This is a genomic window from Amycolatopsis sp. NPDC047767 (assembly GCF_040704195.1).
Taxonomy (GTDB): Bacteria; Actinomycetota; Actinomycetes; order Mycobacteriales; family Pseudonocardiaceae; genus Amycolatopsis.
The window spans coordinates 63,340-82,950 of sequence record NZ_JBEYSJ010000029.1 but is presented as its reverse complement, the minus strand read 5'-3'; the positions used below and the strand labels follow the sequence as shown (position 1 = coordinate 82,950).

Annotated in this window: 13 protein-coding genes; 6 read left to right on the top strand and 7 right to left on the bottom strand. The window is 71.9% G+C overall.

Annotated features, from left to right (window positions below; all coding sequences use genetic code 11):
- Nucleotides 1-5 precede the first annotated feature (5 nt).
- The gene (locus AB0878_RS37270; protein ID WP_366585461.1) at nt 6-851 is read left to right on the top strand and encodes a helix-turn-helix transcriptional regulator; all 846 of its coding nucleotides are present in this window, start codon (nt 6-8) and stop codon (nt 849-851) included.
- 18 nt (nt 852-869) lie between these two features.
- Here AB0878_RS37270 and AB0878_RS37265 read toward each other — a convergent pair whose 3' ends face one another.
- The 6 genes from AB0878_RS37265 to AB0878_RS37240 form a co-directional block, all read right to left on the bottom strand.
- A complete protein-coding gene (locus AB0878_RS37265; RefSeq protein WP_366585459.1) occupies nt 870-1,292 on the bottom strand; it encodes a DUF126 domain-containing protein in 423 nt (140 codons plus the stop codon).
- The gene (locus AB0878_RS37260; RefSeq protein WP_366585457.1) at nt 1,280-2,545 is read right to left on the bottom strand and encodes an aconitase X catalytic domain-containing protein; all 1,266 of its coding nucleotides are present in this window, start codon (nt 2,543-2,545) and stop codon (nt 1,280-1,282) included. Before AB0878_RS37260 ends, AB0878_RS37265 begins: the two co-directional genes overlap by 13 nt.
- Complete coding sequence (locus AB0878_RS37255; RefSeq protein WP_366585455.1) at nt 2,538-3,917, bottom strand: FAD/NAD(P)-binding oxidoreductase; 1,380 nt, start codon at nt 3,915-3,917, stop codon at nt 2,538-2,540. The genes AB0878_RS37260 and AB0878_RS37255 overlap by 8 nt, the downstream gene beginning before the upstream one ends.
- Nucleotides 3,901-4,179: a (2Fe-2S)-binding protein gene (locus AB0878_RS37250; protein WP_366585453.1), complete on the bottom strand. Its 279-nt coding sequence runs from the start codon at nt 4,177-4,179 to the stop codon at nt 3,901-3,903. Before AB0878_RS37250 ends, AB0878_RS37255 begins: the two co-directional genes overlap by 17 nt.
- The gene (locus tag AB0878_RS37245) at nt 4,176-5,339 is read right to left on the bottom strand and encodes an FAD-dependent oxidoreductase (protein ID WP_366585451.1); all 1,164 of its coding nucleotides are present in this window, start codon (nt 5,337-5,339) and stop codon (nt 4,176-4,178) included. The genes AB0878_RS37250 and AB0878_RS37245 overlap by 4 nt, the downstream gene beginning before the upstream one ends.
- 132 nt (nt 5,340-5,471) lie before the next feature.
- Nucleotides 5,472-9,524 (bottom strand): carboxypeptidase regulatory-like domain-containing protein, encoded by a 4,053-nt coding sequence (locus AB0878_RS37240; RefSeq protein ID WP_366585449.1) that lies wholly within the window; start codon nt 9,522-9,524, stop codon nt 5,472-5,474.
- A gap of 265 nt (nt 9,525-9,789) precedes the next feature.
- On the opposite strand from AB0878_RS37240, the gene AB0878_RS37235 reads away from it, so the two are divergent.
- The 4 genes from AB0878_RS37235 to AB0878_RS37220 all read left to right on the top strand — a co-directional run bounded on the left by AB0878_RS37235 (nt 9,790) and on the right by AB0878_RS37220 (nt 17,686).
- Nucleotides 9,790-12,120, top strand: a complete 2,331-nt coding sequence (locus AB0878_RS37235; RefSeq protein ID WP_366585447.1) for a glycoside hydrolase family 2 protein — start codon at nt 9,790-9,792, stop codon at nt 12,118-12,120.
- 55 nt (nt 12,121-12,175) lie between these two features.
- Nucleotides 12,176-12,820 carry a GntR family transcriptional regulator gene (locus AB0878_RS37230; protein WP_366585445.1) on the top strand — a complete coding sequence of 215 codons (645 nt, stop codon included), beginning with the start codon at nt 12,176-12,178 and terminating at the stop codon, nt 12,818-12,820.
- Nucleotides 12,817-14,037, top strand: a complete 1,221-nt coding sequence (locus AB0878_RS37225) for an MFS transporter (RefSeq protein WP_366585443.1) — start codon at nt 12,817-12,819, stop codon at nt 14,035-14,037. Before AB0878_RS37230 ends, AB0878_RS37225 begins: the two co-directional genes overlap by 4 nt.
- A gap of 217 nt (nt 14,038-14,254) precedes the next feature.
- Nucleotides 14,255-17,686, top strand: a complete 3,432-nt coding sequence (locus AB0878_RS37220) for a S8 family serine peptidase (RefSeq protein WP_366585441.1) — start codon at nt 14,255-14,257, stop codon at nt 17,684-17,686.
- A 76-nt stretch (nt 17,687-17,762) separates the two neighbouring features.
- Here the strand turns inward: AB0878_RS37220 and AB0878_RS37215 are convergent, their stop codons facing one another.
- Entirely contained in the window at nt 17,763-18,338 is a 576-nt protein-coding gene (locus AB0878_RS37215; RefSeq protein ID WP_366585439.1) for a CGNR zinc finger domain-containing protein, read from the bottom strand.
- 81 nt (nt 18,339-18,419) lie between these two features.
- Between AB0878_RS37215 and AB0878_RS37210 the strand changes: the two genes are divergently transcribed.
- The gene (locus AB0878_RS37210; protein WP_366585437.1) at nt 18,420-19,592 is read left to right on the top strand and encodes an epoxide hydrolase; all 1,173 of its coding nucleotides are present in this window, start codon (nt 18,420-18,422) and stop codon (nt 19,590-19,592) included.
- Nucleotides 19,593-19,611: the final 19 nt, after the last annotated feature.

Genomic DNA, 19,611 nt, shown 5'->3' with positions numbered 1-19,611 from the left:
GGCGCATGGAGCGGGATGACGAGCTGAGCGAGTTCCTGCGCTCGCGCCGCGCCCGGGTCACCCCGGCCGAGGCCGGGCTGGGTCCGGGTGCCGGCGTTCGCCGCGTCCCCGGCCTGCGGCGCGAGGAGGTCGCGCGCCTGGCCGGGGTGAACGTGGACTACTACGTGCGGCTGGAGCGCGGCCGCCGGATCAACCCGTCCGATTCGGTGCTCGACGCGGTGGCCCGCGCGCTGCGGCTGAACGCCACGGAGCGGGCGCACCTGTTCGCGCTGGTGCGCCCCGGGGGCACTCGCCCAGTAACGCGCTCGGTTCCGCCCCAGCGGGTGCGGCCGTCGGTGCACCGGATCCTCGATGCCCACGAGCCGCTCCCGGCGATGGTCCTCGGCCGCCGGATGGACGTGCTCGCCGCGAACCGACCGGCCCGCGCGCTGTACACGGACTGGGAAGCCCTGCCCGGACCGTCACGCAACATGGTGCGGTTCCTTTTCACCGACCCGGCGGCGCGCAGCGTGCTGGTGGACTGGGCGGGCAGCGCGACCGAGGCCGTCGCGCACCTGCGCCTCTACCAGGGCCGGTACCCCGCCGACCCGCTGCTGGCGGACCTGATCAGGGACCTGTCGGCCGCGAGCGAGGACTTCCGCGGCCGGTGGGCCGACCACGACGTGCACCAGCACACCTACGGAGCCAAGAGCTTCGACCATCCGGTGGCGGGCCGGTTCACCCTGGCGTACGAACTGCTCGGCATTCTGGACGACGCGGACCAGTTCCTCACGCTCTACACAGCGGAACCGGGCTCGGCGTCGGAAGCCGCGGTGCGTCGCCTCCGCACGGCGTCCATCGCGGATGCCTGAACGCGTTGGGCCCAGCCGTCAGCCGAGCCGGATCGTCGCGGTTTCCGGACCCGCGCTGACTTCCACCGGGCCACGGGAAGCCGCGAGCCGGGCGTAGTCCGGCGGGGCGAGAACCGCGATCGGCAACCGCAGGTCGTACAGCTCGGCCGCGACCCAGGCGCCGAGCATGAGGATGGCGTCGGGTTCGGTGAGCACGAGAGCGGCGGGCGCGGTGCCGCTGCGGATCTGCTCAGCCAGGACCGACGACGAGGAGCTGGAGCCGCGCGCCTGCGGCAGCACCAGAACGCGACCGGTGAGCGTGGCGCCGCGCTGGGGGTGGTGTTCGTCGACGATGCGGCCGGACAGGTCGGTGCCGCCCCAGAACGACAGCGGCGCGTCGAGCACGAGTGGTTCCCCCGTCGCTTCGCCGGGGAACACGGTGCGGCCGGTCAGCTCGCCCACAGCGCCTCGTCCCGCACGATCCGGCCGGCCCGCGCGGACGCGACGCATTCGGCGAGCGAGCCGAGGGCCACGTCCACGCCGATGTTGCCGGGCGCGTACCACGCCCATTTGCCGGAGTTCGTCATCGCCGTACGCAGGCCGGCGTCGAGGATCGGCGTGATGTAGGTGCAGGTGTCGACGACGATCCGGGCCCCGGCGGAGCGCACGGTTTCCGCGTAACCGAGCCGGTCGGCCTCCGCGAGCACGGCGCGGCTCGTGGTCACGTAGGCGCTCACGGAGTGGTGGAACGGCCCGCCGTCGGCGAGTAGTGCGGCCAGGCGCTCGAACTCCGTGAGCGAGAAGTGCGGTGTGCCCAGGCAGAGCGCGTCGAGGTCCGGGCCGTGGGCCGTGGTCAGCTCGTCGCGCAGGGCGCGCACCTGGTCCGCGTCCACCACGTGCGTCACGAGGTCCGGCGACGCGACGGCCGCGAGCTCGGGCGCCTCCGGAGTCACGCCGACGGCGTGGAACAGCCCCACTCCCCCGCTCGACGCGGCGGCGGCACCGAAGGCCTTCAGCTGGTCCTCCGTCACGGTCACGGGCACGCCCGTCAGCACCGGCACCCCGCTGCCCGCGAGCCGGCCCGCGAGGTGGCCGAGCACGCCCCAGGCCGCGTCCTCGCCGAGCAATCGCCGGGACAGGCCCGCGCAGTCGAGCCGGATCGTCGCGCGGCGGTCGGCGTCGCGGTGCAGGCCCGCGTCGGGCACGCGGCCCGTGATGGCGGCGCCGATGTCGAGGAAGTCGCCGTAGCGGTCGGTGCGGGCGCCGAGCACGGAGTTGGCGAACACGATCGCGTTGGACTCCGCCCACGCCACGTGCGTGCCGAACGCCGGCCGGTGCGTGAGCTGGTACGGCGCGCAGGTCCACGTCGGCTTGCAGCCCAGCGCGGTGTACCCCGCCATCAGGCGGCGCGCGTTGGCGGTCGTTTCGGCATCGGCGTGCACGAGGTCGGGGTGGCGCAGGTCGAGGGAGCCGACGTTGAGCGTGGTCGGCACGGCGACGCGGCCACCGAGTGCTCCCAGGCGTTCGACGAAGTCCAGGCCGGCCTGTCCGTGGTAGAGGCAGCCGTCGACGTGGGCGGACTCGACCGTCAGCAGCCGCGTGGCGCCGCGCACCCGCGCGAGGGCGACGACCATGCGCAGGCACAGTTCCGCCGCCGCACCGTACTCGCCGGCGAGCATCGCGTTGTCCTCTTCGGACAGTGCGAGGTCAGCCACGCGCGAGGTCCCCGAGCGGCACGGGCTGCGCGATCGGCCGGGACGCGACGCCGGCGAGGTCGGCAGCCGTCGGTTCACGGCCGCATTCGGCGGCGACGAGGCACGCGGTCGCGTAGCCGCACACGCGGCCCTGGCACAGGCCCATTCCCGGGCGGGCGAGCAGCTTCACCGTCCGCGCGTCCGTGGCGCCCAGGTCCTTGACCGCGCTGCGAACAGTGCCGACGGACACCTCCTCGCACCGGCAGGTCTGCGTCTCGGCGTCGAGCCACGTCTGCCAGCCAGAGCGCACGGGGTGGGCGGCGTGCATCGCGTTCGCGAAGGCGCGCAACGACTTCCGCTGCCGCAGCAACCGCGCGACGGTGTCCCGGTTCGGCTCGGCGCCGACCGTGGTGAGTGCCGCGTGCAGGCCGGCCAGCTCGCCCTCCACCAGCGACAGCGCGGAACCGCCGACGCCGCACACCTCACCGGCGAGGTACACGCCGGGGGTGGTGGCGCGCTGCCGGTCGTCGGCCACGGCGACGAGACTGCCGTCCGCGCCGAGGCGGGTTTCGCAGCCGAGCTGTACCGGCAGCTCCAGCTGGGGCGTGAAGCCGTAGCCGACGGCGACGGTGTCACACGCGACCGTCCGTTCACTGCCCGGCACGATCCGCCACTGCCGATCGAGCGACGCGACCGTCACGCTCTCGACCTCGTCGGTGCCGTGCGCGGCGACGACCGCGGTGCGCGTGCGGTACGGAACCCGTTGGCGCATCAGCGTTTTCAGGTAACCGGCGCCTTCGGCGAGCTTGCCGGCGTTGGCCAGCACGGCCAGCGGCGAGCGCGCGAACCCGGCGGGCGAACCGGCCTCGAACACCCCCGCCACCTCGGCACCCGACTCGACCAGCCCGGCGGCGACGGGCAGCAGGAACGGCCCCGTCCCCGCCACCACGACCCGGTGCCCCGCGCGCACGCCATGGCCTTTGAGCAGCGCCTGCACGCCACCGGCGGTGTAGACACCCGGCAGCGTCCAGCCGGGGAACGGCACCTGCCGGTCGTAGGCGCCCGCCGCCACGATCACCGTGCGGCAGGTGATCTCGCCGCGGTCGGTGTGCACCGTGAAGCCGCCGTCGGTGCGCTCGACGTGCCAGATCGCGTGCCGCGTCCGGACGTCCACTCGGGACAGTCCCGCCCGCAGCCGCACGAGCGTCGGCCAATCGTGGTGGCCCACGCCGTCGTCACCTTCGCGGTGACGCCAGAACTGCCCGCCCACGCGCGCGCCGGCGTCGATCAACGTCACCCGCGCCCCGGCCGACGCGGCCGTCACCGCGGCGGCGAGCCCGGCCGGGCCGGCCCCCAGCACCGCGATCTCCGCCGCTTCAGCAGGAAAGCTCACCACGGCCCGCTCCTTCCTGCGGCTCGACGACGTCACCCGGCAGTACCTCGGTCAGGCACGCGCGCCGGCCGGGTTTGCCGTTCACCACGACCAGGCAGTCGAAACACACGCCGATCCCGCAGAACACCCCGCGGGGCGCGCCTTCGCGGCGCGTCGTGCGCCACGACCGGTGACCGGCGGCGATCAACGCGGCGCCCACGCTCTGCCCGGCTTCCGCCACGATCTCCTGGCCCCGGAAGGAAAACTTCACGCGCTCGCTCACGCGACCTCCTCGAACCGGTCCGCCCGGAACGGCATCAAGTCCAGCTCCGGCCGTACCCCCGTGGCCACCTGCGCGATCAGGTGTCCCGTGGCCGCGGCCAGCCCGATGCCCGCCCCTTCGTGACCACACGCGTGCAGCAGCCCCGGCAGCCGCGGGTCCTCGCCGATGACCGGGAGGTGGTCCGGGCAGTACGGCCGGAAGCCGAGGTAGCTGCGCAGCAGGGAAACGTCGGCCAGGAACGGGAAAACCCCGATCGCCTGGGCCGCCAGCTTGCGCACCACGGGCAGCGAGAACTGCCGGTCGAACCCGACGCGTTCGCGGCTGGCGCCGATGAGCACCGTGCCGGCCTGCGTGCCTTCGACGACCACGGACGTTTCGAGTCCGGCATCGCCGCTGGAGACGTTGGCGACGTAGTCGGCGGTGTAGACCTTGTGCCGGATCACGCGCGGCAGCGGCTCGGTGACCAGCACGAACCCCCGCCGCGGCAGCACCGGGATCGGCGCGCCCGCGAGCTTCGAGACTTCGCCGCCCCACGTGCCCGCGGCGTTGACCACCCACGGCGCGGAGAACTCGCCGGCCGACGTGCGCACCCCGCCGACCGCACCGTCGGCGCGCCGCCGGAACGCCCGTACCTCCACGCCCGTGTGCAGCTCCGCCCCGAGCCGAACCGCTTGGCGCAGCAGCGAAGCGGCCGCGAGCATCGGCTGCACCTGCTTGTCCTGCGGGTAATACGCGCCGGAAGCGATGTCCGGCGTCAGGTTCGGCTCCAGCTCGGCGACCTCGGCCGGCGTCAGGTCGTCGACTTCGACGCCGCGCGCGCGTTGCTCGGCCGCCAGCTCCGCCAGGCCCCGGGCGGCGTCCGCGGACTGCGCCACGACCACGCCGCCCTTGTGCTCCAGCTCCAGCGAAGCGGCGCCGAACTCCTCCCCCAGCCGCGCCCACAGCCGGATCGACAGCAGCGCCAAGTCGAGCTCCGGCCCGAGCTCCTTGTCCGACACGAGGATGTTGCCCTCGCCCCCGCTTGTCGTCCCGCCGGCGACGCCGCCGCGGTCGACCACCGCAACGCGCAGGCCCGCGGCCGCGCAGTAGTACGCGCACGCCGCCCCGACCACTCCGGCGCCCACGACGACCACGTCGGGGGACCTTCCCGTCGCCACCATGGCCAGTAGTATGTCACATTGCACAACCTCGGGACGTGCGGTTCCCCACACCCGCCACCCCCACCGCACCCCAGGCGGCGTTCGGTGCGGTCAGTGCACCGAACGCCGCGTGGGGGCGATGGAAGCCCGGGCTCAGCAGCCGGCCGGTTTGAGGACGAAGTCCGCCGTCGCCGGCTGTCCCTTGACCAGTTTGACTGTGCGCGTCTGGGGCTGCCAGCCGTCGCGGGCCGCGATGAGCGTGAGCGGGTTGTTGCGGCGGTCGAGCCACAGTGTGTAGTGGCCCGCGGCGTCGGTCCGGAGCGTGTAGCTCGCCGTCCAGCTGTCGACCTGCACGGTCACCGCGGCGAGCGGTCCCGCCGTCGCGCCGCAGCGCGCGCCGGTGACGGTGCCGGTCAGCTTGCTCCACGTGGCCGGCGGCTTCACCGTGAACGACACGGGGATCGCCGCCACCGCCTTCGGCACCTGCGCCCCGACGACGAGCTGCGCCGTGTACGTGCCCGGCTGCGTGATCGCCGCGACGCTCGCGTCCAGCGTCACCGTGAACGTCGCCGTCTTGCCCGGCGCGATCGTGGTCACCGCGGGCGTGGCCGACAGCCACGGGATCGACACGTACTCCCCGCATTCGCCGTAGCCCGGCAGCAGCAGGTCGTGGCTGGTCGGGTTGAAGCTCGCGTTCGCCGAGCCGCCGATGCGGTAGAAGCCGCAGGTGCTGCCGCCGCGGAACAGCGTCTCGTTCGAGTTCGGCAGCGCCGACCACTGGTTGGTCGCCGGGTCGTACGCGTAGCCGGCGTTGGTGAGCTCACCGTCGGCGATGCCACCAGAGAGCAGCAACTGTCCATTCGCGACGGTCGAGGCCGAGCCCCACATCTGCACCGGCAGGTCGGCGACGCGCGACCACGTGCCCTTCTCGACGTCGAGCTTGTACGCGGTCTTCAGGTTGTCCAGGCCGCTGACGCCACCGGCGCAGTAGATCGAGCCGGCGATGGTGCCGCAGTTGGTCCAGCCGATCGGCGCGGGCAGCGCCGGGCCCGCCGACCACTTGTCCACGGCCGGGTCGTAGACCTGCACCCGCGTGACGCCGCAGTTGCCCCCGTCGCAGCCGCCGACCGTGTAGATCCGGCCGCCGGCCACGGCGACGCCCATCGCGGACGTGGCCGTGGGCATCGGCGCGCCCGTGGTCCACGTGTCGGTGACGGTGTCGTAGATGTCGGTGTTCGTCACCGGGATGCTGCCGTCGGCCCAGCCGCCGGTCACGTAGATCTTGGTACCGACGGCCGCCACCGCCGGGGTTTCCCGCGGCGTCGCGAGGTCGGCGATCGGGGACCACGCGAGCGTGCCCGGGTCGTAGACGAAGTTCTTGGTCGTCAGCTCCGCGCCGTTGAGACCGGTGAAGGAGTAGACCTTCCCGTTCACGCTCGCCACGCCGTTGTCCATGATCTTCGTCGGGTAGTCGGCCACGGTCTGCCACGCGTCGCCCGCCGCCAGCGTCTCTGCCGGCGCCGCCTGCTTCACGTGGCCCAGCAACGGTCCCGTGCTGAAGTCGCCCTTGATCCGCTGCAGCGGCGCCGACTGCGCCACGGCCGGGGTGAACGCGCCGGACGACGGGTTCAGCCGCACGTCCACCGGTGCCGTGCCGGTGTTGCGCACCTTGACGTTCGCGGTCGCCGTTCCTTGCCACGCCACGGTTTTGGTCACCGCGCCGGTGGTCACCTCGAGCTGGCCGGCGTCGAGCAGGAAGTCGGCCGGGGTCACGGCGTCGGGTGCGACCACGGTCTTCTGCGTGCCCGGCACGAAGTTCGTCGCCGACGCGGTGACGGGGTGGCTGCCGGTGACACTGGAGAAGAACCAGTACGAGCCGTCGGCCTGCGTCGTCGCGCCCTCGCCGGGCCGGTCGACGCTGTCCACCGAGGCCCCGCCGAGCGCGGCTCCGGTCACGTGGTCGTGCACCGTGCCGGTGACGAGCCCGCCGGGCACGACGTCGCACGCGTGGTCGCCGATCAGCACGTCGTCGACCTGCCACCAGAAGCCGAACAGCTGGTCGCGGTAGTGGAAGCGCACCTGCACGGCCTTCTGGCCCGCCGCGCCGGGCAGCGGCACGACCTGCGTCGACGGCCCCGCCAGAGTGTCGCTGCCGTGCTGCCACACGGTGGTCCAGGTGGCGCCGCCGTCGGTCGTGAAGTCCACGGCCGCCTGCTGGCCCTGCGTGCCCTGGTAGTCGGACGCGAACCGCACGGTCGGGTTCGCCGTGCCGCTCAGGTCGACGACGGGGCTGACCAGCGACGTGTCCTGGTCGCCGCCGATCGAGTTGCTGTCCACGCTGGCGAACGCCCCGGTGCCGCCGGTGTAGTTGTCGCGGCCGCCCGGGTTGTCGAACGCCCACGTGGCCGCGCCGTCGCCGAGGTTGTTCACGACCTGCCACGTCGAGGGCGCCTCGAAGTCCTGCGTGTCGCCGGTGAAGCGGTTGGTGTACCCGGGCGCGCCGCAGGTCACGGGATCGACGGTCACGACGGCGTCGTGCGTGGCGGCCGTGTCGCCGACCGGGACGGACGCGGAGGCCGGCTGGTAACCGGGGTAGTCCGGGTCGACCTGCACGGAGTAGGTCGCGCCCTCGGGCACGGTCATCGAGTACCGCCCGGTGAGCGGATCGGTCTGCACAACCGTGGTCGGCTGCCCGGCGACCTGGACGTGCGCGGCCACCGGCCAGCCGTGGCCGCTGCCGTCGCGCACGGTCCCGCTCAGCTGCACCGACGGCACGGACGCCAGCGTGAAGTCGGCGGTCGCGGTCTTGCCCGCCTCGACGGTCACGCTGCCGACCGTGGTGTCGCGGTAGGAGAACTTGCTCGCGGTCACGGCGTAGGTGCCCACCGGAACGCCCAGCGTGTAGTGGCCGTCGGCGTCCACTGTGGTGGCGAGGTCACCGGCCTTCACCTGCGCTCCGACCAGCGGCGCCCCCGCGGAGTCGCGGACCGTGCCGGAGACGAGCCCGGTCGCGCCGGGCGTGAAGGCCGAGATGCCGCGCGGTGTGCCCAGCCCCGTGGGTCCGTCGAAGCCCGGGCCCGCGGTGCAGAGGTACGCCGGGGCGCAGGCGCCGTTGGCGCCTTCGGTGACGTCGTTGAAGGTCGCGCCGGAGCGGTAGGGCAACGCGTTCGGGTAGGTGCCCGCGGCGGGCGCGCCGGCCAGCGCGTAGGCCGCGGCGACGATCGGCGACGACGCGCTCGTGCCGCCCGCGAGGCCCCACGCGCCGTGCACGAACACCGCCACACCGGTCGCGAGGTCCGCGACCGCGGAGACGTCGGCGATGGTCCGGTTGGCACAGCCGGAATCCGTCTGCGCCGTGGGCTTTGGCTCGTACGCGGAACAACCGCTGCCGGTGCCGGACCACACCGTCTCGCGCCAGCCGCGGGCGTTCGCGTCGCGGTAGAGCGAGGTGCCGCCGACCGACGTCACGTGCGGCGACGCGGCGGGGAACTGCGGGCCGTAGCCGTAGTCGCCGGAGCTGGCGGTGACCACGACGCCGGGGTGGTCGTAGTAGGCCTCGTCGAGGTCGAGCTCGGCCGGGTCCTCGTCGGCGCCGTAGCTGTTGGACACGAACTTCGCGCCCATCGCGACGGCCTGGTTCACCGCGGCGCCCATGTTCGGCACGAGCGAGTCGTCGGCCTCGACGAGCAGGATGTGGCAGCGCGGGCAGACCGCGGAAACCATGTCGAGGTCGAGCATCGTCTCCTGCTGCCAGCCCGCGTTCGGAGCCGGGAAGTCCTGGCCGCCGCGCTGGTCCACGCGTGTGAAGCAGCCATTGGCGACGGTGCACGAGGGCAGGCCGAACTGCGCGCGGTACACGCCCATTTCGGTTTCCGCGTCGGGGGTGTCGTAAGCGTCGACGATCGCGACCGTCATCCCGTCGCCGCCCGTGGCCGTCGGGAGCTCGTACGCACCGGCGAGGTCCGCCGGGCCGTAACCCTGCGGCGCCGCGGCGCGCTGCATCCCGTGCGCGTCGCCGCGGAAGAGCGCGAAGCACGTGACCTCACCGGGTTTCGGCTGTTCGGGGCACGCCTTGCGCCCGACCACCGGCGCCGGGGCCGCAGCGGTGGCCGGCGCGGCTTGGGCGGCCGCGGGCACCACCACGAACGCGACCACCGCCAGGAGGACCGTGAGGAGGATCTTCAGTGCCGCTTTGGCGAACGACATGCGCGTCCCTTTCGCTGACGAACCGGCCTCGGCTGCTCACCCGACGTCGCGGAATTCTGGCAGCGCCGCCCCGGGAACGATCACGCCCGAACGGACAGAAAGCCGGACAGGATCAGGGTTTTCCCGGTGTCCGGGACCTTCGCCCGGCGAAGAGAGCAATGGTTCAGACCATAAGGAGCAGCGCGTTCACGGTCCCTCGTGGCGGTGGACAACAACGAGACAAGGCAAAATCGCGCGGACGGGCCCGGAGAGAGGACGGCGAGGCATGCGGATGGACCTGACGCGGTGGACGGTGCGGGCGACCGGAGACCTGGGCGAGGTGCCCGCCGAGCTCGTGGAGACGCTGCGCGCCGGGGTACCGGCGACCGTGCCCGGCTCGGTGCACACCGACCTGCTCGCCGCCGGCCTGATCCCCGACCCGTACCTCGACCGCAACGAGGACCTCGTGCAGTGGATCGGGCTCACGGACTGGCGCTACGAGACCGAGTTCGACCGCCCGGCCGCCCCCGGTGCGGCCGCGCTCGCGTTCGACGGCCTCGACACCATCGCCAGGATCGAGCTCAACGGCAACGTGCTCGGCGAGACCGAGAACATGCACCGCTCCTACCGCTTCCCCACCGGTGAGCTGCGGTCCGAGGGCAACGAACTGTCGGTCACCTTCGCCTCCGCCGTGCGCTACGCCCGCGCCCGGGCCGAGGCCCACCCGCTGCCGCGCACCAACGACGGCGAGCCGTCGAACTTCATCCGCAAGATGGCCTGCAACTTCGGCTGGGACTGGGGCCCGTCGCTCGTCACCGCCGGTCTCTGGCGCCCGGCGCGCCTGGAGGTCACCACGGGCCGCCTCGCGTCGGTCCGCCCGGTGATCACCGTCGACGGCACCGACGGCGAGGTCACGGTCCACACCGAGGTCGAGGGCGAAGGCACCGTGCGCATCCGCGTGGCCGGCGTCGAGGCGACCGGCGACACCGTGCGAGTGCCCTCGCCTGAGCTGTGGTGGCCGCACACGCTCGGCGAGCAGCCGCTGTACCCGCTGGAGGTGACGCTGGAGGCCGCCGACGGCAGCGTGCTCGACACCTGGACCCGCGAGATCGGCTTCCGCACCGTCGCGCTCGACACCACCGACGGCGCGTTCACCCTGTCGGTCAACGGGACGCCGCTGTTCGTCCGCGGCGCCAACTGGATCCCCGACGACTGCTTCCCCCACCGCGTCGACGCGCAGCGCTACGCCCGCCGCATCGAGCAGGCCAAGGACGTGAACATCGACCTGCTGCGCGTGTGGGGCGGCGGGATCTTCGAGAGCGACGAGTTCTACGCCGAGTGCGACCGCGAAGGCGTGCTCGTGTGGCAGGACTTCCTGTTCGCCTGCATGCCGTATCCCGAGGACGTGCTGGCCGAGGAGGTCGAGGCCGAGGCGCGCGAGAACGTCGTCCGGCTCGCACCGCACCCGTCGCTGGTGCTGTGGTGCGGCAACAACGAGAACTACCTCGGCTGGTTCCACTGGGACTGGCAGGAGCGCCTGGCCGGGCAGCCGTGGGGCGCGACGTTCTACGAGAAGCTGCTGCCCGCGGTCGTCGGCGAGCTCGACCCGACGCGGCCGTACGTGCCGGGCAGCCCGTGGGCGCTCTCGCCGGAGCGCGACGCACTGGACCCGGACTACGGCTGCCAGCACGTGTGGGACATGTGGAACGAGCGCGACTACCTCGGCTACCGCGACACCGTGCCGCGGTTCGTGTCGGAGTTCGGCTGGCAGGCACCGCCGACGTTCGCGACGCTCACCGAGGCCGTGCACGACGAGCCGCTCGCTGCCGACTCCCCCGGTGTGCTGCACCACCAGAAAGCCTTCGACGGCAACGGAAAGCTCGCCCGCGGCCTCGCGCCGCACTTCGCCGAGCCGGAGACGTTCGACGACTGGCACTTCCTCAACCAGGTCAACCAGGCGCGCGCGATCCGGCTCGCCGTGGAGCACTACCGCTCGCACGCGCCGCGCTGCATGGGCGCGATCGTGTGGCAGCTCAACGACTGCTGGCCCGTCACGTCGTGGGCCGCGGTCGACGGCGCCGGCCGGCCGAAGCCGCTGTGGTACGCGCTGCGCGAGGTCTACGCCGACGAGCTGCTGACGATCCAGCCGCGCCCCGCAGGCCTCACGATCTTCGCGCTGGGCTTCACCCCGGAGACGGTCGACGTGCGGCGGATGTCGGTGACCGGCGAGGCGCTGGCATCGGCCTCGGTCGCGCCCGGCACCGCGCTCGGCCCCGAGTTCGCGGCCGGCGACCCGGCCCGCGAGTTCCTCGTGGCCGACTCCGGCGACGAGCGCGCGTTCTGGTTCTTCGCCGAGGACAAGGACTTCGCCTATCCCCAGGCCGAGTTCACGCAGTCCGTCACCGGCTTCGACGGCGGCTACGAGGTCACCGTCGTCGCCGACACGCTCATGCGCGACGTCTGCCTGTTCCCCGACCGCCTCGCCGCCGACGCGACCGTGGACTTCGCCCTCGTGACGCTGCTGCCCGGCGAGTCGGCCACGTTCACCGTCGAGACGGAGGCCACGCTCCAGCCGGGCGCGCTGACGTCGGCTCCCGTCCTGCGCTGGATCGAGTGAGCCGCAGGTCACAAGGTCTTAGATACAAGCTTGGACGCATGCTAGCTTCGCCTGTGTGACACCTGCCAAGTACACCGCGCCCGGCGCTGCCGACCGCGCGTACCGGCTCACGAAGGAGCTCGTCCTCACGGGCGAGCTCCCCGGTGGGCACCTGTTCAGCGAAGGGGAGATCGCCGAGCGGCTCGGGGTGAGCCGCACGCCCGTGCGCGAGGCGTTCCTGCGCCTGCAGGTCGAGGGGTTCCTCAACCTGATCCCGAAGCGCGGCGCCGTGGTGGTGCCCGTGCCGCCGGGTGAGGCCGAGGACGTGCTCGACGCGCGGGAGGCCGTGGAGGGCGCGGCCGTGCGCCGCCTCGTGCGCCGGCCCGACCTCATCCCCGACGCGCTGGAGCAGCTGCGCGAGGTGCTCGGCACCCAGCGCGGCCACGCGGACTCCGGCGACCTGCACGGCTTCGCCGAGGCCGACGAGCTGTTCCACCGCACCATCGTCGCGGCGGGCGGCAACGCGTTGCTGCTCGACTTCTACGCCACGCTCGCCGACCGGCAGCGCCGGATGAACGTGCACGCCCTGCGTCCGATCCCGGACGTGCTGCCCGTGGTGCTGCGCGAGCACGAGGACCTGCTCGCCATCATCGAGCGCGCCGACGGCGACGCGTTCGGCCCCGCGCTGCGCGCCCACCTGGACCAGGTGCACCGCCGATGACCGCCACCGCCGAAAGCACCCCGCTCCCCCGTGAAGCCACCGCGCGCCCGGCCTGGTTCGGCGCCGCCGCCGCGGTGTTCGTCGTCGGCTGGGGCGGCAACCAGTTCACGCCGCTCCTGGTGATGTACAAGGAAGCGGGCTACTCCACCTTCACCGTCGACGCGTTGCTGGGCGCGTACGTGGTCGGGCTGGTGCCCGGGCTGTTGCTCTCGGGTGGACTGTCCAATCGCTACGGTCGCCGGCCCGTGATGCTCGCCGGCACCGTGCTGTCGCTGCTCGCCAGCGTGCTGATCGCGCTCGGCCCCGAAGGCGCCGGCTGGATCGCCGCGGGCCGGTTCCTCACCGGCGTCGCGGTGGCGGCCGCGATGGCCGTGGGCTCCACCTGGATCAAGGAGCTCGCCGACGCCGACCCGCGTGGCGCGGCCGACCTCGGCACCCGGCGCGCGGCCCTGTGCCTCACGCTCGGGCTCGGCATCGGGCCCGGTGCCGCCGGCGTGCTCGCGCAGTGGGCACCGTGGCCGATGGTGCTGCCGTTCGCCGTCCACATCGGACTGACGCTGGTGGCCTTGCCGTTCATCCCGCGCAGCCCGGAGACGCTCGGCACCGAAAGCCGCAAGCCGGCGCTGAGCCGGCTGCCCGTGACGACCCGGCACCCGCGGTTCCGCCGGATCATCCTGCCGATGGCGCCGTGGATCTTCGGCTCGTGCGGGGTCGCGTACGCGATCATGCCGCAGCTGGTGCAGGACAAACTCGGTTCGTGGTCACTCGCCTACTCAACGCTGCTGACGGTGTGCGCGATCGGCGCGGGCGTGGGCATCCAGCCGATCGCCAAACGCGTGGACCGGACCACCAGCGCCCGGGCGGTGCTCGTCGGGATGGCCGTGATGTGCACTGGTCTGGTCCTCGCCGCCGTGGCCGCGGACCTGCGGTCACCGTGGCTCGCGCTGGTCACGGCCGTGGTGCTCGGCACCGCGTACGGCATCGTGGTGGTGTCCGGACTGCTGGAGCTGCAACGGCTCGCGCGGCCCGAGGAAATCGCGCAGCTGACCGGGGTCTACTACGCGCTGGCCTACATCGGCTTCCTGCTGCCGTCGCTGCTCGCGGCGCTCAGCGGGTTCGCGAGCTACCCGATGCTGCTCGGCTGCCTGGCCGTGGTGGCGTTCGCGGGGACACTGACCGTTGCCCGAAACTCCCGCAGTCACCTTCCCGTGACCTGAGCGGGAATTCGCTTCACCGACAAATGGGACACCGATTCCGGGCATTCCGGAAATGGTGTCCCATTTGCGTGGATATCTTCACCACTATTGTCGCTTGTGGATCGTCGAGGCGCGCGAAATAGTTCTCCGGCATGGGAAATCGGGCCGGCACGACCGTGCTCGATTTCGTCGGGGCCGGTAACTTTCGAACCCTTCGAGAAGGAAGTGGGAGCTGCACATGCGGCGTTCCTCGCGATCCGTTCGCGCGCTCGTCATAGCCGCGACAGGCGGTCTGGCACTGGCCGGGGTCACCCAGCTCGGCAGTCAGGCCGCCGTCGCCGCGCCCACCGCTCAGGCGAGCACCGCACCGCAATCGGTGATCGTGGTCCTCAAGGACCAGCTGCCCGACGCGCCCGCCACCAAGGCGGCCTCGGGCACCCGGCGGGCCAAGGCGACCCAGCAGCAGGAGTCGGTGCTGGCCAAGCTGGCCGGCACGGCGCCGGCCAAGGTCAAGCACTTCGCGCTGGGCAACGCGTTCTCCGCCACCGTGACGCCGGACCAGGCGGCGCAGCTGGCGGCCGACCCGGCCGTGGCACAGGTGCTGCCGGACAGCAAGGTCACGCTGCCCGACGCGAACCCCGCGAAGTCGACGGACGCGAACGCGCCGAAGGCCGGCGGCGGCACGGCGCAGAACCAGGACCCGAACGCGATCTGCCCGACCGACCCGGCGAAGCCGTTGCTGGAGCCCGAGGCGCTGACCTCGATCCACGCGTACAGCACCGACGGCTCCAAGGCCGCTTCGGACCTCGCCGACGGCTCGGGCGTGAAGGTCGCGTTCCTCGCCGACAACATGGACCCGAACTACGCGGACTTCATCCGTCCCGACGGTTCCCACGTCTTCTCCGACTACCAGGACTTCTCCGGCGACGGTCCCGCCACGACCGAGTCGGGCGCCGAGGCGTTCGGTGACGCGTCGTCCATCGCCGCGCAGGGCGTGGTGGTGCACGACCTGTCGAAGTTCGTGAACGAGAAGCACCCGCTGCCCGCGGGCTGCAACATCGTGGTCAAGGGTGTTTCGCCGGGCGCGAGCCTGGTGGGGCTCAACGTGTTCGGCTCCACCGCCACGAACTCCGCGGTGCTGCAGGCGATCGACTACGCGGTGACCGTGGACCACGTCGACGTGATCAACGAGTCGCTCGGCCTGAACCAGTACCCGGACGCGAGCTCGCGCAACCTGTTCCAGGTGTTCAACGACGAGGCCGTGGCCGCGGGCGTCACCGTCACCGCGTCCAGCGGCGACGCGGGCATCACCTCGACCATCGGCAGCCCGGCCACCGACCCGCTGGTGATCTCCGCCGGCGCGACCACGGACAACCGGCTCTACGCGCAGACCACCTACGCGGCTTTCCCGTTCTCCAACGGGAAGTGGACGAGCGACAACATCTCCGCGCTGTCGTCCTCGGGCATCACGCAGAACGGGCGCACCATCGACCTGGTCGCCCCGGGTGAGGGCAACTGGGCCGACTGCGCGCCCGCGTACGCCGAATGCCGCGACTTCAAGACCGTGCCGCAGCCGACGGACCTCGAGTCCTTCGGTGGCACCAGTGAGTCGGCCCCGCTGACCGCGGGCGTCGCCGCGCTGGTGATCCAGGCCTACCGCGGCACGCACCACGGCGCCTCGCCGACGCCCGCGCAGGTGAAGCAGTTCATCACCGGCACCACGCGTGACCTCGGGCTGCCCGCCGACGAGCAGGGCTCCGGCCTGCTCGACGCGCGCGCGGCCGTGGAGGCGGCGCTGACCTCGCCCGGCACTTCCGGTGCCCCGGCGGGTGTCTCGTCGAACATCGCGCTGTCGGCCGACCAGCTCACGCTGGAAGGCGCGCCGGGCAGCACGCAGAAGGCCACGGTCAACGTGACCAACGTCGGCACCAAGCCGCTGACGGTCACGGCGGGCACGCGCTCGTTCGCGCCGCTTTCGGCGCAGACGCAGACCACCGCGTTCGACTCGACGAAGCTGCCGACGTTCCCGTACTACAACGGCACGGACTGGGCGTACAAGAAGGTCACCTTCTCCGTGCCGGCCGGTGCGCAGCGCCTGCTCGCGCGGATGGCGTGGCAGGGCAGCCCGAAGACGGTGAACGGCCAGTCGGTGACGCCGGTCGTGCGCGTGTCGCTGCTGGCGCCGGACGGCACGTTCGTGGCCAACAGCCGCCCGCAGGGTGGCGCGGCCACGGCGAACTACGCCAATGTGGACGTCACGCGCCCGGTCGCTGGCACGTGGACCGCGGTGCTGTACTCGGCGGGTGGCCCGACCGGCTACACCGGGAACATCCAGCTCGCCACGTCGACGCAGCGGGCGATCCCGTACGGCCAGGTCTCCCCGGCCGTGCTGTCGCTGAAGCCGGGCCAGACCAAGCCGGTCAAGGTTTCGCTGCAGACCCCGGCGACGGGTGGCGACGCGGACTACTCGATCACGTTCGGCAGCTCCGACGGCCACCAGACCACGGTGTCCGCCGTGCTGCGCGCGCTGATCCCGACCAAGAACGGCACGGGTTCCTTCGGCGGCACGATCACGGGCGGCAACGCCCGCGCCGTCTCGCCGGCGCAGACGTTCAGCTACGAGTTCGACGTGCCCAAGGGCAAGAAGGACCTCGACGTCGCGGTGAAGCTGCAGGACCCGGGCACCGTCGTCGACGGCGTGCTCGTGGACCCGAACGGTGAGCTCGCGGACGTGAACAGCAACGTGTTCCTCAGCTCCGCGAACCAGCTTTCGCAGGGCACCACGCTGCAGCTCACCGACGCGAACCCGCTGCCGGGCCGCTGGCACTTCGTGGTCGTGGTGCAGAACCCGGTGACGGGCAAGCAGATCGAGCAGCCGTTCACCGGCACGGTGGGCTTCGACCAGGTCGTGGTGAGCGCTCCGGCGCTGCCGAACTCGGCCTCGAAGAAGCTGGCCGCCGGCCAGGCCGTGAAGGTGCCGGTGACGGTGCGCAACACGGGTGTCGAGCCGATCGCGATCGGCGTGGACGCGCGGACGAACGCGCAGCAGACCCTGCAGCCGCAGCCCATCCAGGGCTCGACCGAGGTCGACCTGCCCGAGCTCGGCGCCAACGCGCCGATCTACTCGATCCCGCCGGACACGAGCAAGTTCACCGTCGCCACGTCGTCCTCGGTGCCGGCTCAGGTGGAGCTGCAGGGTTCCGCCGCGGGCATCGACGTGCTCGGTGACCTGAAGGCCGCGCAGGCCGGCAGCACCGTGTCCGTCGCGACGATCGGCGAGAAGCAGGGCTACGTCACCAAGGGCATCTGGTTCGCCGACGTGCAGGAGATCGGTCCGTTCGGCCCCTCGGGCGCCCCGGCCGGCCACGCCTCCTACACGGCGTCGATCAAGACGGCGGGCTTCGACTCCGCGGTGACCTCGTCCACGGGCGACCCGTACGACCAGTCCGTCGACCCCAACGGCACGGGCGGCACGCCGCTGCTCGTCCAGCCGGGCCAGACGGTGACCGTCACCGTGACGATCACGCCTTCGGGCAAGCGCGGCGCGTCGGTGGCGGGTCACCTCAACCTGGTGACCGTCCCGACCCTGCCGACCGGCGTGACCGGCCTGCCGCAGGTCGGTACCGGTGAAGTGATCGCGACGCTGCCGTACAGCTACAAGATCGGCTGAGTGTCGCAGTAGGACAACCGGGCCGTCAGTCCTTTCCGGACTGGCGGCCCGGTTTTCTCTGTCCGCGGGGGAAGGATCACTCCGCCGGTTCGGCGGTTTTGCGCCGGTTGGCGTTGAAGCGCGCCTTCTTCTGCCGGTTCCCGCACGTGTTCATGTCACACCACCTGCGGGTGCGGCTTTGGCTGGTGTCGAAGAAGGCGGCCTGGCAGGTCGGCGAGGCGCACAGGGCCAGCTTGCCGTCGCGTTCGCCCGCGAGGATGCCGATCGCGTCGGCGGCGATCACACTGAGGGCGTCGTCCACGAGGGAACCCGAGCCGAGCTGCCATCGCCGCTCGCCCTCGGGCGTCAGGACGGCCGCGGCCCGGCCCTGAGCGCTGCGGTCGTTGATGACCTGGACCGCCGACGCGGGGAGCGGTTCCTGGTTCGCGGCCGCGGTCGCGGCGGCGTGGATCGACTCCCTCAGCTCCCGGGCGAGGTCGAGCTGGGCGGTGGTGCAGGAGTCCACGGCGAGGCCGTTCACCGCCAGCCAGTCGACGAGGCGCTGCGGCGTGGGAATGCGCTCCACGGCATCGCCACGACGCTCCGTGAGAGTCCCCGTGAAGCTGGTCGCCAGCACGGCACCGAGGCGAAAGTCGGGGAACTCGGCACGCATGGAACCAGCTTAGCAGGTTGCGCTCAGGCCGGACGGCCTGTTAGAACCGTCTAAGCCGGTTCCACGATGGCAGGAGGTCTCATGCCCCGTCCCACCAGCGACGTGCAAGCATTCGAAACCCACGCACCTGACGCCGACCTCGACGAACTGCGCGCGCGACTGGCCGCGGCGCGATTGCCGGAGCCCGAGACGGTCCACCGCGCCGCGCCCGGCCCCCGCCGATGGGACCAGGGCGTTCCGCTCGCCGACCTCGTCGAGGTCGCGGACTACTGGCGCACCGGATACGACTGGCGGTCGTTCGAAGACCGCCTCAACCGGATCGGGCAGTTCCGCACGACCGTCGACGATCTGGGCATCCACTTCCTGCACCGCCGATCCGCGCGCGCGGACGCCACTCCGCTGATCTTGACGCACGGCTGGCCGGGCAGCATCGCCGAATTCGTCGATGTGGTCGACGAAATCGCCGATCCGAAAGACGCGGACGCGCCGGCGTTCCACGTCGTGGTTCCTTCGCTGCCCGGCTTCGGTTACAGCGACAAACCGGCCACCACCGGATGGGGAACCGAAAAGATCGCGGCCGCCTGGGTGGAACTGATGGGAAAGCTCGGTTACCACGAATTCCTGGCCCACGGCGGCGACTGGGGCGGCAATATCACCACGGTTCTCGCGGGCCGGTTCCCGGAGCACGTTCTCGGCATCCACACGACGTTCGCGGAAGGACCGCCCGGGCTGACCACGGACGGGCTGACCGCCCTCGAGCGCCAGTGGACCGAGGAAACCCACGATTTCTGGCACCACCGCGCGGCCTACGCGAAGCAGCAGGCGACCAGGCCACAGACCATCGGCTACTCGCTCGTCGACTCCCCGGTCGGGTTGCTCGCCTGGATCCTCGACAAGTTCGCCGAGTGGTCCGACACCGAAAACAGCCCGTTCGAGACGATTTCCCGGGACCGCGTTCTCGACGACGTCACCCTGTATTGGCTGACTCGGACCGGCGCTTCGGCGGCCCGCATCTACTACGAAAGCCACAACTCGCTCGATCCCGAACTCCGGGTCGACGTCCCCTCGGCGATCACCGTCTATCCGCGCGACATCGAGAAGTATCCGCGGCCCTGGGCACAAGAACGGTTCCGGCAGATCGTCCGGTGGCGGTCACCCGAAAACGGGGGACATTTCCCGTCGCTGGAGGTTCCCGGGTATTTCGTCCAGGATCTGCAAGAAGGCCTCGCGGCGGTGCTGGCCGTTCATCGGTGAACGCGGCTCGCCGGTTTCC